Source organism: Cyclobacterium sp. L-R (assembly GCF_056859355.1).
In genome coordinates this window covers 14,762-30,018 of sequence record NZ_JBSXOH010000092.1, presented here as the reverse complement: position 1 = coordinate 30,018, position 15,257 = coordinate 14,762, and the positions used below count along the sequence as shown (strand labels likewise).

The 15,257-nt window shown below is 40.0% G+C and carries 9 protein-coding genes; 7 read left to right on the top strand and 2 right to left on the bottom strand.

What is annotated here, in order from left to right:
* The first annotated feature begins 56 nt into the window (after positions 1–56).
* The 7 genes from AC13EX_RS19575 (at position 57) to AC13EX_RS19545 (ending at position 12,669) form a co-directional block, all read left to right on the top strand.
* Complete coding sequence (locus tag AC13EX_RS19575) at positions 57–956, top strand: bifunctional 5,10-methylenetetrahydrofolate dehydrogenase/5,10-methenyltetrahydrofolate cyclohydrolase (RefSeq protein ID WP_482893985.1); 900 nt, start codon at positions 57–59, stop codon at positions 954–956.
* A gap of 56 nt (positions 957–1,012) precedes the next feature.
* Positions 1,013–1,642, top strand: coding sequence for a 7-carboxy-7-deazaguanine synthase QueE (locus tag AC13EX_RS19570; RefSeq protein WP_482893984.1), 630 nt, complete (start codon positions 1,013–1,015; stop codon positions 1,640–1,642).
* A gap of 5 nt (positions 1,643–1,647) precedes the next feature.
* Positions 1,648–3,567 (top strand): OmpA family protein, encoded by a 1,920-nt coding sequence (locus AC13EX_RS19565; RefSeq protein WP_482893983.1) that lies wholly within the window; start codon positions 1,648–1,650, stop codon positions 3,565–3,567.
* A gap of 159 nt (positions 3,568–3,726) precedes the next feature.
* Positions 3,727–6,702: a SusC/RagA family TonB-linked outer membrane protein gene (locus tag AC13EX_RS19560; protein ID WP_482893982.1), complete on the top strand. Its 2,976-nt coding sequence runs from the start codon at positions 3,727–3,729 to the stop codon at positions 6,700–6,702.
* 19 nt (positions 6,703–6,721) lie between these two features.
* Complete coding sequence (locus AC13EX_RS19555) at positions 6,722–8,152, top strand: RagB/SusD family nutrient uptake outer membrane protein (RefSeq protein WP_240477799.1); 1,431 nt, start codon at positions 6,722–6,724, stop codon at positions 8,150–8,152.
* Complete coding sequence (locus tag AC13EX_RS19550) at positions 8,152–8,976, top strand: DUF4843 domain-containing protein (RefSeq protein ID WP_048642439.1); 825 nt, start codon at positions 8,152–8,154, stop codon at positions 8,974–8,976. Before AC13EX_RS19555 ends, AC13EX_RS19550 begins: the two co-directional genes overlap by 1 nt.
* 246 nt (positions 8,977–9,222) lie before the next feature.
* A complete protein-coding gene (locus AC13EX_RS19545) occupies positions 9,223–12,669 on the top strand; it encodes a S8 family serine peptidase (protein WP_482893981.1) in 3,447 nt (1,148 codons plus the stop codon).
* Positions 12,670–12,793: 124 nt separating this feature from the next.
* On the opposite strand, the gene AC13EX_RS19540 is transcribed toward AC13EX_RS19545, so the two are convergent.
* A complete protein-coding gene (locus tag AC13EX_RS19540) occupies positions 12,794–14,206 on the bottom strand; it encodes a hypothetical protein (RefSeq protein WP_482893980.1) in 1,413 nt (470 codons plus the stop codon).
* A gap of 57 nt (positions 14,207–14,263) precedes the next feature.
* Complete coding sequence (locus tag AC13EX_RS19535; protein ID WP_084011780.1) at positions 14,264–15,046, bottom strand: outer membrane beta-barrel protein; 783 nt, start codon at positions 15,044–15,046, stop codon at positions 14,264–14,266.
* Positions 15,047–15,257: the final 211 nt, after the last annotated feature.

The window sequence follows — 15,257 nt, the reverse complement described above, 5'->3', positions numbered from 1 at the left end:
AAAGGGTAACCTTTAGTTATCTGATATTTTAGGCGATTTTGGATAAAAAAACACCTATGCAACAAAGAGAAGGATTGATAAGAATTGATGGTAAAAAAACCGCTGCGATCATTAAAGAGGAAATTGCAGAAGAAGTAGTTTTGCTAAAAAATAATGGTAAAAAAGCCCCACACCTAGCAGCGATTCTCGTTGGGAATGATGGAGCTAGCCAAACTTACGTAGGCGCAAAGGTCAAAGCTTGTGAGCAGGTAGGCTTTGGTTCTACTTTAGTTCGTTTGGATGATACAGTTTCAGAGCAAGACCTACTTAAAGAAGTAGAGAAAATAAATGACAATCCAGACATTGACGGATTGATTGTTCAATTGCCACTTCCCGGGCATATTTCAGTGGAGAAAGTTACCGCCAAGATTAAGCCTGAAAAAGATGTTGATGGGTTTACCCCTGCGAATGTAGGGCGCATGACCTTAGGTTGGCCGGCATATATAGCAGCAACACCATACGGTATAGTAGAGTTGTTGAAGCGCTATGAAATAGAGACTTCTGGAAAGCATTGCGTAGTGATAGGAAGAAGCCATATTGTAGGTTCACCCATGAGCATTTTAATGGCCCGAAATGCCTACCCAGGAAACTGTACAGTTACCATAACCCACAGTAGGACTAAAAATTTGAAAGAAATTGCCCAAAGTGCAGATATACTGATTGTAGCCATTGGTAGAGAAGGCTTCGTTACTGGAGACATGGTGAAAGAAGGCGCAGTAGTGATTGATGTGGGAATTCACCGCATACCTGATGCCAGCAAGAAAAGCGGTTTCCGTTTGGTTGGAGATGTTAACTTTGAAGAGGCTTCAAGCAAGGCTTCAGCTATCACGCCGGTACCTGGGGGAGTTGGTCCTATGACCATTGCTTCATTGTTGTACAACACACTTTTGGCAGCCAAAGGAGAAGTTTACCAATAGGTTCGCTTAAAATTATTTTAAACAAAGCGGTTCAATTACCCGCTTAACCAAAAATTATGCAAGATAAAAAAAATGCGCTTCTCAATGGTTTGTCACTGCCATTGATGGAAGCTTTCTATACGATTCAAGGTGAAGGAATGTTTTCTGGACAACCTGCTTATTTTATTCGTTTGGGAGGATGTGATGTAGGTTGCGTTTGGTGTGATGTGAAAGATTCCTGGGAGGCCGAGAGATGGCCAATTGTTCCCATTTCGAAAATGGTAGCAGAAGCAGAATCTTACCCAGCACGCTTGGTTGTGATCACCGGAGGAGAGCCATTGATGCATAATCTTGGCCCTTTGACAAGTTTATTGAAAGACAAAGGTTTTCAGATAAATATGGAAACCTCAGGAGCTCATCCTTTTAGTGGGACGATCGATTGGACATGTCTGTCACCCAAAAAGTTTAAACAACCTTTACCGCAGGTCTATGAACATGCGAACGAATTGAAAGTAGTAGTTTTCAATAAAAGCGATTTTGATTTTGCACTTAAACATGCAAAATTGGTAAATGAAAAATGTCATCTTTTGCTTCAGCCTGAATGGTCAAAAGCAGAAATAATGACACCTTTGATTATAGATTTTGTGAAGGAAAACCCAGCTTGGCGGGTTTCACTTCAGACCCATAAATACATGGAAATACCTTAGAAACCATGCTAAAGAAACTCCTTATTGTCATATCGTTTGCAGGAATATGTTTTCAAACAATTGGACAGGAGTTTTCTATAGTTGATAAACGAGCCATTAGATTTTATGAGGAAGGAGACCAGTTTCTTAATAGAAAACAGCTTCCGGAAGCCCAAGAAAAGTACAAAGCAGCCTACGAACGAAGCAGTGATTTTTTTGAAGCGTATTTGAAACATGCGCAGGTGCTGCTGAGTAGGGGTATGCCAGAAGAAGCATTAGCTGTTACGAAAAAGGGCCAATCAAGGCTTCCTCTTAAAAAGAATGATTTCTTTAAAGGGAAATTAGCATGGTTGGAAGGGGAAATCTATTTAACGCAAGGAGCTTTCCAAGAGGCCTTAGATATTTTTGAAGAAAATGAAGCCTATTTTGACGAATCCTTTTTGAAATCGGATGAATATGCAAACAAATTACAACAATTAGAGATTATTGCTGAGGGAATCAAGAACCCTATTGATATAAGAAAAAAAAAGCTTCCAAGGCCTTTAAATCAATTTAGACTTCAATATTTCCCTGTACTTACGGCAGATGGTAAACGGCTGTTTTTTACAAAAAGAGATGGGATTACGGCCAAATACAACGAAGACATCTTTTTTTCTGATTTCGATGAAGGAGAATGGTCTGAGCCAGAGTCAATCTCTACTTTGATCAATTCATCCTATAATGAAGGTACTTGTACCATTTCTGCAGATGGAAATTTACTAATTTTCACTTCCTGTAATACACCTGGTTCCCATGGAAACTGTGATTTGTACATAACTGCCAGGATGAATGGAGAGTGGCAAAGCCCTACCAATATGGGTAATAAAGTCAATACGAGGTATTGGGAATCCCAGCCTTCGCTTTCTGCAGATGGGAGTTTATTGTTTTTTTCTTCCAATAGGCCAGAAGGAGAAGGTGGCATTGATCTTTGGGTGTCTGAAAGACTCGAGGATGGGACATGGTCAAAGGCCAAAAATCTAGGTTCCAGTATAAATACAAAAAAGGACGAGGTATCCCCATTTATATTTTTTAATAATACGATGTTGTTTTTTGCTTCCGATGGACATCCTGGCTTTGGAGCCAAGGATATTTTTAAAAGTGTAATTGAGGGCAATGGTTTTGGAAAACCAGTGAATATGGGTTTCCCTATCAATGATCAAAAAGACCAATTGGCATTGTTTATTACTGCCCAGAAAGATTTCGCTTACTATACGGAGAATAGTTTTGAGCTTGGAAAAGTAGATAGCTCCTATTTGTATCGTTTTGATTTTCCTGAAGAAATTGATTTAGGACATGAATTGATTGTGACAAGTGGAAAAGTGATTAATGAAGAAACCGGTGAAGCTGTTGAAGCGCTACTTTCATTGATTGACCTTGATAGGGATAGCACAATGTACAATTTCAAGTCTGACGGTAAAGATGGCACTTTTACGATGATTTATCCAGACAAAGAGAATTCAGGGCTTTATGTAGAAAAGCAAGGGTATATGCCTAAGATTTACAATGTAGATCGTGACAGTCTGAGGAATAAACAAGGTTTTCAGATTAATTTGGAACCTATAGCTAAGGGAAAACATTTTATTTTTGAAAATATATTTTTCGATTTTGATCAAACAGTTCTAAAGAAATCCTCTTTAAGCTCCCTAAAAAAGTTACATAAGTTTTTGCTGGATCACCCCACAGTCAAACTTTTGATTGTAGGCCATACTGACAATATTGGGAAGGACAGTTATAATTCAGAACTGAGTTTAAAGAGGGCAAAGGAAGTGAAAAAATATTTGCTTGGGGAAGGAATTTATTCAGAAAGGCTAGAAATTGAAGGTAGAGGAGCAGCAGAGCCTTTGAGGTCGAATGATACGGAAGAAAATAGAGCATTTAATCGACGAATAGAGGTTTTTATATTGTAGAAGCACTTAAAAAACTGTGATATTTATTGAACACAACCTCGCTTACATCGTTATTATTCTACAGTCCTACTTCAATCATTGTTTATACTTCACCTAACTTATTGGAATAATCATGGAATTTGTATAAAATTGACTGATTGTTTATTTCAACATTATTATATGAGGAAAGCCATACTACTTGTAATAACACTTCTTTCCGTGAATTTTTTGGTGCAGTCACAAACCAGAACTGTTCGTGGTAAGGTGACCACTTTCGAAGATGGTTTGCCTATCCCCGGTGCCACGGTGATGGTCAAAGGGTCTACTAACGGAACTATTTCAGACATTGAGGGGAATTATCAAATTCAGATAAAGGAAGATGATAAAGTTCTTCTATTCCGCTTTGTGGGGCTGCAGCCCCAAGAGGTAGTAATAGGGAACAGGAGCAATATAGATGTAGCCTTGAATTCAGATATATCTTACTTGGATGAGGTGGTGGTCACCTCCTATGGAGACCAAACGAGAAGAGAAGTAACTGGAGCAATCGCCTCAGTAAAAGGAGAGATTTTTCAGGATTTACCAATGCAATCTTTTGATAGGGCCATACAAGGTAGGATAGCCGGTGTGCAGGTTACTTCTGACTCAGGCCAGCCGGGAGGTACGCTAACTGTGCAGGTGAGAGGGGTAGGGTCTATAAATGCAGGAACTGAGCCCCTGTATATTGTGGACGGGGTTCAAATTGCATCAGGAGGGCTTTCGGGAGAGGGAAGTCAAAATGCACTGTCATCCATCAATCCGAGTGATATTGAATCCATTGAGGTATTTAAAGATGCTGCAGCTGCTGCCATTTATGGGGCCCAGGCAGCCAATGGAGTAGTTTTAATTACTACAAAAAAAGGAAAATCAGGAAAAACCAGGGTTCGGTTTTCAGCCCAGGAAGGAATCGTTCAGCCCATTGGGTTTTATGATGTTATGAATGCCTCAGAGCTTGCATCCATTAAGCGTCAAGCATATATAAATGCCGGACTCAACTTTAGAACAGTAGAGAGTATTTTTGGTAGCCCAAGTGATGCAGATTTACAAAATTCTGATTGGATAGATGCGTTATATAGGGACGGCAGGATGAGTGTATATGATATTTCTTTATCAGGAGGTGATGAACGAACACAGTTTTTTCTCTCAGGATCTCATACTTATCATCAAGGGCAAATCATCCAATCAGATTATTCGAGAAGTACAGGAAGAATGAACTTGTCGCACAAGGTAAATGAAAGGTTTACCATTGGAGCAAATTTTTCTCTTGCCAAACAGGTAACCAATGGGTCGATTGATAGAGGGAATTATGTCAATAGCCCCTTTGTGGCAGGTTATGCTGCAAGGCCTAATGTGCCTATTTATAATGAGGATGGGACCTATGCAGAATACCCTTCCGAACATCTTTTTGGATACAACATTGTGCAGGGTGTCAATGAGGAACTTAAGCGAGCCACAAGTTACCAGTCAGTGTCTAACTTAAATATGAACTATAAAATATTGCCATGGCTAGGATTTACAGGCTTTGCCGGTTTGGACTTTTCAGACAATAGGGATGAAAACAACAGGCCTTCTACCATACCGGTATTTGCCAGTTATGGAGGGTCCTCTTATTTTGCAGACAGAAGAATTGTTAATTCGAATGCCAATGCCAATTTCAATGTTAATAAAAAGATTTTTGATGTACATACCATCAGTGGAATCCTAGGATATGAGTATAAAAAAGAAACCCAAGAAACCAATTCTGCAATAGGCCGTGGATTTCCCAATCCTGTCTTGAGGTATTTGCAGAATGCAGCAGTGCCTTTTGATGTGGGTGGGTTTTATACAGAATACATAAGATCAGGATTTTTTGGTCAGGCAAAATATGATTATGACGACAAATATAATTTTGATCTTACCATTAGAAGAGATGGTTCTTCCAGGTTTGGGAGTAATTCCAGATGGGGGACTTTTGGAGCGGTTTCAGCAGGTTGGAGGATTTCTTCTGAGCCTTTTATGAGGAATACCGATTGGGTGGATAACCTAAGGTTAAGAACTTCTTATGGTGTGACAGGCAATTCAAGTATTGGCAATTTTGAATCAAGAACCTTGCTTAGTACCGCAGGACAATACCTAGGTGGAGGAGCTTTAAGTTTTGTCCAATTGGGAAATGACTTGTTAACATGGGAAGAATCGGTCTCTACTAATATTGGAGTAGATGCTACCTTATTTAATGGAAGAATAATTGTAACCTTGGATGCCTGGAGAAAAGATTCTCGGAAGTTGCTTTTTGATACAAGATTGCCTTTGGATTCAGGCTTTGGTAGCATTACAAGAAATGCAGGAAAACTACGTAATCAAGGGATAGATTTTGATATACAGACCACTAATTTGATAATTGGAAAATTTAGCTGGTCTACAAGGTTCAATACCTCCATATTTTCCAATGAATTATTAGAACTCTATGAAGGCCTCGATAGAGTGGGGAATGATTTGATTGTCGGAAAACCTATTGGTTTCCTGTATGGATATGAGTATGCAGGAGTAAACCCTGCCAATGGTTCTCCCATGTACTATGATGAAAATGGTGAATATACCTACCAAGTTACAGATGATGACATGAAGTACCTTGGCAGTACAATGCCATGGACCTATGGAGGGCTTTCCAATACTTTGAAATATGGGCCGGTGAGTCTGGAAGTATTTTTCCAATATCAATATGGTAATTTGGCTTTCAATCAAGATTTATACAACCTGGCACAAGCTGGTTCTATTGGACAGGATAATCAAACGAAGGATCAGTTGTATTTTTGGCGGGAACCGGGACAGATAACCAATGTGCCTATCCCTTATGAGGGAGGGCGTATACCCGGTCATTCAGGCTATCAACAGACCTCTACCAGACTTATTTCTGACGGTAGCTATATAAGACTCAAGCAAGTGACTTTAAATTATAATTTACCGAAAACTTTATTGAACAAAGTTAAAATTGAAGAACTAAATGTTTTTGTCCAGGGAATAAATTTATGGACACTTACAAAATACAATGGCCTGGATCCGGAGGTGAATTCACTGGGGACAACCTATGGAACTTATCCTAGCTCTAAACAAATGACGGCAGGTATCAACTTAACCTTTTGAAATTGAGATGATAGATAGGATGATAAATAAAATAGTTTATTCGGGTGTTGCATTTCTTTTGGTTGCCTGTACTGATTTGACTACCAACCCTAGGCAAAGTCTTACTCCGGAAGTTGCATTAAATGACGTATCCGGTTACCAGTCTGTTGCCAATTCCATGTACAATAGAGCTACCAGTTTCGGTTATTATGGACAGACAATGATGATCGCGCCTGAAATATTAGCGGACAATTTAAAAACAATAGCCAATACCGGAAGGTATCAAGGTGAAGAGGCCAACAGCGATCGGGAACATATTGATATTTGGGGGTTGGATGTCTTTGGAGGGATAAATGATGCCAACCTAATTATTGAGGGAATTGATGATGAAGAAGTCTCTGGAGAGGAAGATGAAAAATCTTTCATTAAAGGAGAAGCCTATTTTATGCGTGCACTTTTTTACTTTGACCTATGCAGGGTTTATGGTTACGAGCCGGGTAAAGAGGTAAATGGGTTCAATTTGGGGCCAATAATGAGATTAACCCCAACTTTAGTCGCCTCAGAAGCCAATGAGTACCTTTCAAGGTCTACGGTAGAAGAAGTTTACGAACAAATAGAAAGCGACCTTTTGGCGGCCATTCCTTTGGTGGGGTATGCACCAATCGGTTCTGATGGGGTGTATTATGCCAATACAGGTGCAGCATTAACCCTGCTCGCACGACTTTATTTATATTGGGGCAAAATGGCAGAAGCAGAGGAGGCTGCATCCTATGCGATGGAAATTATGGGCCTACTTACCAATGGTGAAGGTTTATTGGACGCTGACCAATACGTACAAGGTTTTTCTAGAGCTCCGCACCCCGAGTCCTTGTTTGAACTAGAGTTAAGAATTGTAGACTGGTCAGATGGAAATGGGGTCAATAATTCATTGAACTCCCTAGTTGCTGACAATGAACCTGCTGCACAATTTATCATTGGAGCATCAGATGATTTAATGGCAGCCTATGAAGAGGGAGATGTACGAAAAAACTGCTGGGCGGCCACCACTAGGGAGGGTGTCGAAGGAGATGTTTATGCAAGTAGGAAATGGACTGGTTATAAAGGAGATTTTTTAGAAAACCTTCCTATTTTAAGAGCCTCAGAGCTCTATTTAATTAGGGCAGAGGCAAGGTATGAAAGCAACCCTTCGGGAGCACGTGCAGATTTAAATGCACTGCGTTCCAGACGAGGGCTGGGGGCGATTGACAACCTTTTATCTGGTGAGGCATTGCTCAACCGCATTTTATTGGAAAGAAGGTTAGAGTTTGCACTTGAAGGACACCGTTGGTTTGATTTGAAAAGAAACGGCAAGAACATTAGCAAACCTGAAGGATTTCTGGATGTGCCTTATACAGATTACCGTATTTTGTCGAATATACCCTTGGATGAAATTACATTGAATGAAAAACTGGAACAAAACCCCGGCTACTAATGAAAAAACATAGACAGTATAAGGTGTTTGGTTGGGTGTTGTTCTTAAGTTTGATGGCAGGAAATATTTCTTGCATGGAAGACTCAGGCTTCAATATCCTATGGGAGGGAATGGAAGTGGAATTTGATGAGGCCTCTTTACCCAATAATACCATTCAGAAAATTGTCACCAAGTCTAGTGACAATCAAGTGGATCAAGAGAAAGTTCGCATTAACCTGGTGGGTGCTCAGGTCAATACCCCTATTGAAGTTGAATTGGGTGTGGATCCCCTTTCTACTGCAATCGAAGGTGTGCATTACAATATGGAGACAAATAAAGTTACCATACCTGCCAATAGTAGTTTTGTAGATGTTCCTATAGAAATTCTTACTGGAAATTTGGCAAGTGATGAATTGCCGGATCTTGTGTTGACCATAATTGATGCCGGAGAAACCAAAATCAGCACCAATTACCACCAATTGACTATTGAAATTAGACTTTCATGCCCTTCTGAACTTGCCGGAATTTATACTTCGGTTACAGTAGGTTCTTTCGGAACAGTAAATTATCAAGTAACCATTACAGAGTTAGAGCCATTTACCTATAGGATTTCAGACATTACGGGAGGTGTTTATTCTGAATTATACGGAGAGAATGACAATCCTGCAGTTTTTTCTGAATTGTGTGGTAAAATAACCATGACAGAACAAGCGGATAATGTTTTTGAAAGAGCAGTATTTACAGGCTCCGGTACGGTAAATGCCGATGGAATAATTAGGATTAGTTGGGAAAATGAGGTGGCCGAGCTGAGTGGCATTACCACCTTAACGCCTTCTGGAAATTGATTTTGATGGAATTTATATTTGAAATTCTTTGTAAGAAAAACAGGCAAAGGATAAGAGAAGAATAGAACAGACCTCTAGGGCAGAACAAATCGCTTTGCCCTAGGCTTGGCCATAAGAATTTACCTAGGTTTAGCCCGTTATTGTGCAAGCTTGAAGGATGGGAAAAAAATGATGAAATACTGTTTAAAACAGTAAAGGAATTGAGGTTTTGTAAAACCTTGTGACCGATAAAACAAAACAAATCGGATGAGAAAGAGTATCGTTTTAGTCATTTTTCTTTTGTTAATATGGGAGTCCTATGGACAAAATCCAGTATTCTCTGATGAGGGAATGCAAAAGGTTAGATCCGGTGTTTTTCAAAAATTACAGGAAAGTGTGGGCAAGCACAGTCTTACCAACGAAGAAAAGAGGCGCATTTCAACGAGCATGGGGATTCCACTTAGGATCAATTTGGCCAATAATCAATCCGCTACTTTCCAATACTTAGATGAGACCTCTCATCCGGTATATTTTACTACTTTAAATTTGAAAGCTGCCAAAGCCACTGAAACTGATGCATTACAAGAGGGAGGAAGCTTGAATTTGGGGCTCACCGGTCGTGACATGATCGTAGGTATTTATGATCAAACTCGACCTAAATCCAATCACAATGAGTTCGGGAATAGAGTAAGCCAATTGGATGGCTCCACTGAGGAAATAAGTAATCATGCGACCCACGTCACAGGGACCATTTTGGCTGCAGGAAACAATGCAAATGCCAAAGGCATGGCAACGGAGGCCACAGGTTGGGCATTCAATTGGGATGCTGATATATCTAAAATGACCCAAAACAGCTATGATCCTGAGCTTAATCCCGGCGGGCACTTGGTATCTAACCATTCATATGGAAACCTTATTGGTTGGTATAGAGACAGTAATCAGAATTGGAGTTGGGCCGGAAATGAGGGAGTAAGTAGTCAAGAAGATTATCGTTTCGGGTATTATTCTTCCAAATCAAGACAGATAGATGAGTTGACTTTTGCCAAGCCTTATTATACTATTGTTTGGGCTGCAGGAAATGACCGTTCAGATGTAGGAGATGGCTCCAAGCCCTCTGATGGGCCTGAGGATACCATAGGTCCTGAGGGAGTGGCCAAAAACAATATTACCGTGGGTGCCGTCAGTTTACTTCAGGACTATAGTGCCCCTTCTGATGTTTTTATGAGTAGTTTCTCTAGTTGGGGGCCAGTTGATGATGGGCGTATTAAACCTGACTTTGTGGGCATGGGAGTAAATGTTTTTAGTTCTGCTGTTTCTAACAATGGAAATGGTGACAGTTATGCCACCCTGAGTGGGACTTCTATGGCCTCCCCAAATGTTACGGGAACCTTGATGCTTTTACAGGAATTGTATCATCAGAGAAATTCTAGCAGATACATGCGTTCAGCCACCTTGAAGGCGCTTGCCATTCACACTACAAAGGAAGCAGGGATTGATCCCGGGCCTGATTATATGTATGGTTGGGGTTTATTAGATGCCAAGGCTGCTGCCGATATTGTCATCAATGAAGATGGTAGCTCAAAAGTAATCAGAGAATTACAATTGGAAGACAAAGGGGATTATCAAATTGAATTTATTTCAAATGGCGTCGATCCGATTAAGGTTACCATCGCATGGACAGATCCAGCAGGCTCCCCTGCGCCAGTGCAGCTAAATCCCGGAAATCTAATGCTGGTAAATGACCTTGACATGAGAATTGTGGATGAAAGTGGAATGGTATATTACCCTTGGTCATTGAATCCCGCACAAGGCTCCGGAGCTGTGGCCACAAGAAATGGCGATAATTTTAGAGACAATATAGAACAGATTGTGATTGAAAATCCAAGCCCGCAGAAATACACCTTACAAGTTAATCACAAAGGTAACCTTGTCAATGGGCAACAAGACTTTAGTATGATTTTTTCTGCAGGTGTCACTGATGGACAAACCAGTACTTTGTATTGGATTGGAGGGAATGAGGATTGGGAAAATCCCGGAAATTGGTCCCTTGAGTCCAATGGGCAAAGTGCTGGAAGAATTCCTGATGCAGGGACAAGAGTGGTAATCGATTCTCCAAATCCCGGGCAAGCTATCCGGCTGAATGAAACGGCCAATGTGTTTAGCTTGAATGTTTTTGGTGAAGAGAATCTAGTTTTGGATTTAAACCAACAAAACTTGATCGTAAAAAATGGTTTTCGTTCTGGAAATCAAAACATGGAAATAAAAAATGGTACCCTACTTTTGGAAGGAGAGGTGCAAAAAGAAAGTATTCTTGATTTTGGACAGGTAAGTTTTACGGGGGTAGATATTCAGTTTAATAGTGGTCGTTGGCAAGTGTTATCCATGCCTCCTTTGGATAAATTTAGTATAAATGCCGCCGAAGTTGAAGTTCAAACCGACAGGATTATTATGGATGACTTTATCCTTTCATCCGAAGCTAAACTGAACGGAAAGCTGAATACCATAGTGTTTAATAATCAATTTATTATTGAAAAAAATGCAAGTGTAGGTAACAGTCTGGATTTGGTTTTTTCTGGGGCAAATGGGGTATACCAGGATCTTCAGAAGCTTGAAGGGATTTCACTTACCAATAATGGAAGGAATTTAGCCATACAGGCATCTGGTATTTTTGAAACCATGAGTCTTTCTGGACAAACCAGTGTTCTAGCTCAACAGCTTTCAGTTAAAAGCCTACTGTTGGGAGCGGATTCAGAATTGGTGTTAGCCGATGGAGGAACAGTAGATGTTTTTGAACTTATTGGCTATGAGAATGATCCTGGAGGATCAGCTATTATCAGGTCTGTTGGTAAGGCATTTATCAACCATAATGTTTATAATAAATACTGCTTTGAAGGCTTGAGCGTTGAAAATGTAGATCTTTTGGGTGATGCAGTAATTAACTTGGATGTACAATCTAAAGTGGTCAACGCTGCCAACTGGAGTAACATCAATTGCGAAGATGTAATTTTTGTGAATTTTGAGGCTCGGTTTAATTGCGCTGGAGGAATTACCGAATTCATTAACTTAAGTGAGGGTAATATTAATTCCTATAATTGGAATTTTGCAGGCCTTGGTTCTTCGGTCATTGAGAATCCAACCTATGTGTTCAATTTCTCAAGAACTTATATGGTTACCTTAGAAGCTTCCGGCCCCTCTGGAACCAAATCCTTTCAAAGGAATATATCTGTAGCATCAAATACCCTAAATCGTCCGAATATTGTCGTAAATGGATCCCAACTGAGCTCTCAATTGCCGGCTGCAAATTACCAATGGTATAGAAATGGCAGACCGATTGAAGGAGCCAACTCCAGGTCTTATATTGTAGATGATGGAGGTACTTATCAAGTGGCAGTCATAGATGAACAGTGCAATAGGATTTCTGATGTAGTTGTGGTTTCTGGTTCTGAAGACCTGACACCTCATAGCCGGGCAGGATATAGCATAGGGCCTAACCCTGTTTCAAATAAGCTTTCTCTCTTTATCAACAACGATTATAAAGGGGAAGTAAATGTGAGTTTGTATGATGTTCGAGGTAGCAATAAAGTGCTTGATGCTTTCATTAAAAATGAACAAAGTATTGAATACCTAATGGATTTTAATTTCCCGTCAGGGCTTTATTTGCTTCAAGTACACACAGGTGGTGAGTTACATTCCTTTAAAGTGTTGAAGGAATAATTTTTTACCATTCAGAAGGATCAGAATTGCGCTATCTCAAAAACAATTAAAGAAGCCCCTTCTTATGCTTTGGTGGTAGATATCAAAGAATAATAAAGGAGCTTTTTTTAGACTGTTAGGCTTATCACTGATTCCAATATTCTTGTAAATCTTTATCTACATTTGTCCACACCGTTTTGGAGAAGAAAGTATTAATGGATGCAGCCCAACCTGTGCCTTCTCCTTGTGTTGATACTACTACTTTTCCATCAATCAATTCTACTGTCCTCGTTACTTTACCTGGATGCAATAAGTGGGATCTTTCTATTCCAAATTTATCCTTTTGATTTGCAAGGGTATAGTTGGTAACTGAATTTTCAAAATAGTTGATTTTTGAAATCACTGGGTTGAAAGGGGTTAAAATTTCTACCCATGTCAACTTGCAATCTTCCACAGGTGAAGTGTCGGCAGTAGGCGAAATAAAATTGGACTGTTTTAGCATGGCGTCGAATACCTCGTTGACACTACAATTGGGGTCCACGCTCGGGTCACAGATTATTGTATTCAGCTCTTCGCCTTCTTTTGGGTAGATATGGTAATTTTCACTACCAGGGTCAAATGAATCCTGAATTTGGCCATTGTCACAGACCATTGCTCCTGGGGGATTTGGATTGTTGCCAGTAGGGCAGTTGACATCAAAATACCATACTGTTCCCCCTTCAAGACAGCCTGATACATATATACTTATTTGTCGACTTATCTGTGGATCGTAAGGAATTGAAAAACTTCCTCCATAACTAACAAAACCATCATTTGGAGAAGCTTCATTGCAGGTTTTGAAAGGAGGGGCTTGTCCATCTTGCAACAAAACAGGGCTGGTACTAGCTACCCATTCTCCTCCATAACGAATATCCATTCTGTCTTTTTGATTGTACATATAATATGAAATATTTACGGTACCTGGGTAATCTCCCATGTCATAGGTTTTTACCGTTATTCCATCTTCACCAGTTACCCTAGGGAATGATTGACCACTTCCACACCTATTTTCAGAATCCACGATGGACACATTGATGGATTTTTTCTCGCTAATATTGTTGTTCTGATCATAGATGCTATAGGAAACTACAAAATCTCCTTTTTGAATAAAATTAGGAATGCCGATGGCTACTGCAAAGCTGTTATCAGAAGGATCGACTAACTCTACTGGGGCATCCCAGTGTTCCTGAGCACCTTCTACCTCTATATAGATTCCCTTCAATTGGTTATTCGAATCAAAGGCAAAAGGTAAAAATAGGAAGTTGTCATTCGTTATAAGTGCGGAGGAGATAGATACCGTAATCTTTATTTGATCAGGGTTAGATGCTGAAGGCATATTCCCTGGTACAAGATCTCCATATATGATTAATTCTTTATTAAGTTCATTTGGTTGTGAGCTGGGGTCTATGGGCTGGTTGACCAATTTTCGGGTATCTGCCTCATTTTCTTCTTCAGGGGCACAGGACAGAATTGCCAGGCTCAATATTGCTAGGATTAGTATTGTTGATTGAAATTTCATGTCTTCGGGATTAAATTGGTTTCATCAGGTAACAGTAGGACTATTGCATATTGCCGGTTAAAAGCTAAGAAGGCCAAACCGCAATGAAACAACCACAGAAGTATCTGAAAGCTTACCATAGGTCGTATCAGCATAACTTCCACTTTTTAAAAGAGAAAGCATTATCTCCGTATTCTTTCTTAAGGAAATACCTGCAGAAGCGAAATAGCCAAAGTAGGCAGTGCTAACAATGTCGTCTAGGGTGTCCTCCATTTCCCTGGTATGTGGAGGGAACTCATCACTGGATTCTCCATTGATAACTACCCGTTGATTAATGGTAGATGTCACCTTTGAACTAATGGCCAATGCAGTACCCGCCTGGATGCCCACACCCAATGAAAAGAGCTTATTGGGCTTGAAATATACCGAAAGGGGGACTTCAATTGTCGTGACCTGATATTTTTCTGTGTATTCAGAAAATTGATCAAATTGATATTCTGGGTCCTTTTCCTCAGCATCTAGATTCATGGTATACCCTCTTCTTGTCAGGTTTACCCCTGTACCAAATGAGACTTTTTTATTCCACTTGTAATTAGCAAATAAACCCACAACTGGGCTTAATTGGTAGGGCAAGTCTCCCTTTATAAGAAAGTTATCCGAGCCGGTTTCTTCGAAAGTTGAGATCATGTTATCTAATCCTTTTTTAGCTTCGCCTCCAGAGAAGTTCATAGAGTAACCTAGATGTAAACCTATGGAAAGGGGGTTCTGAGTAGCATATGATAATGTATCCTGTGCTGAACTGGTAAATGTCAGGAGAAGGTAGGTTATCGTGCTGAGTATTATTGTTCTTTTATTACACATATTGATTTTTTTGAAGTGGTTTATAGCTGCATCAATCCTTACCAATCTCCGTTCTTGTAGGGGGAGTAATTTGTTAGGGAGTTGGTGTAATTTGGTTCTGAAATAAAGCAAATGCTTACATGGTGCCAGGGAGTTCTAAGATCTTTTAAACCTGAAAGCAAATGTGCTTTTCCATTTATTATTCTAGCTCATTGGTTCTTTGAACCCGGAT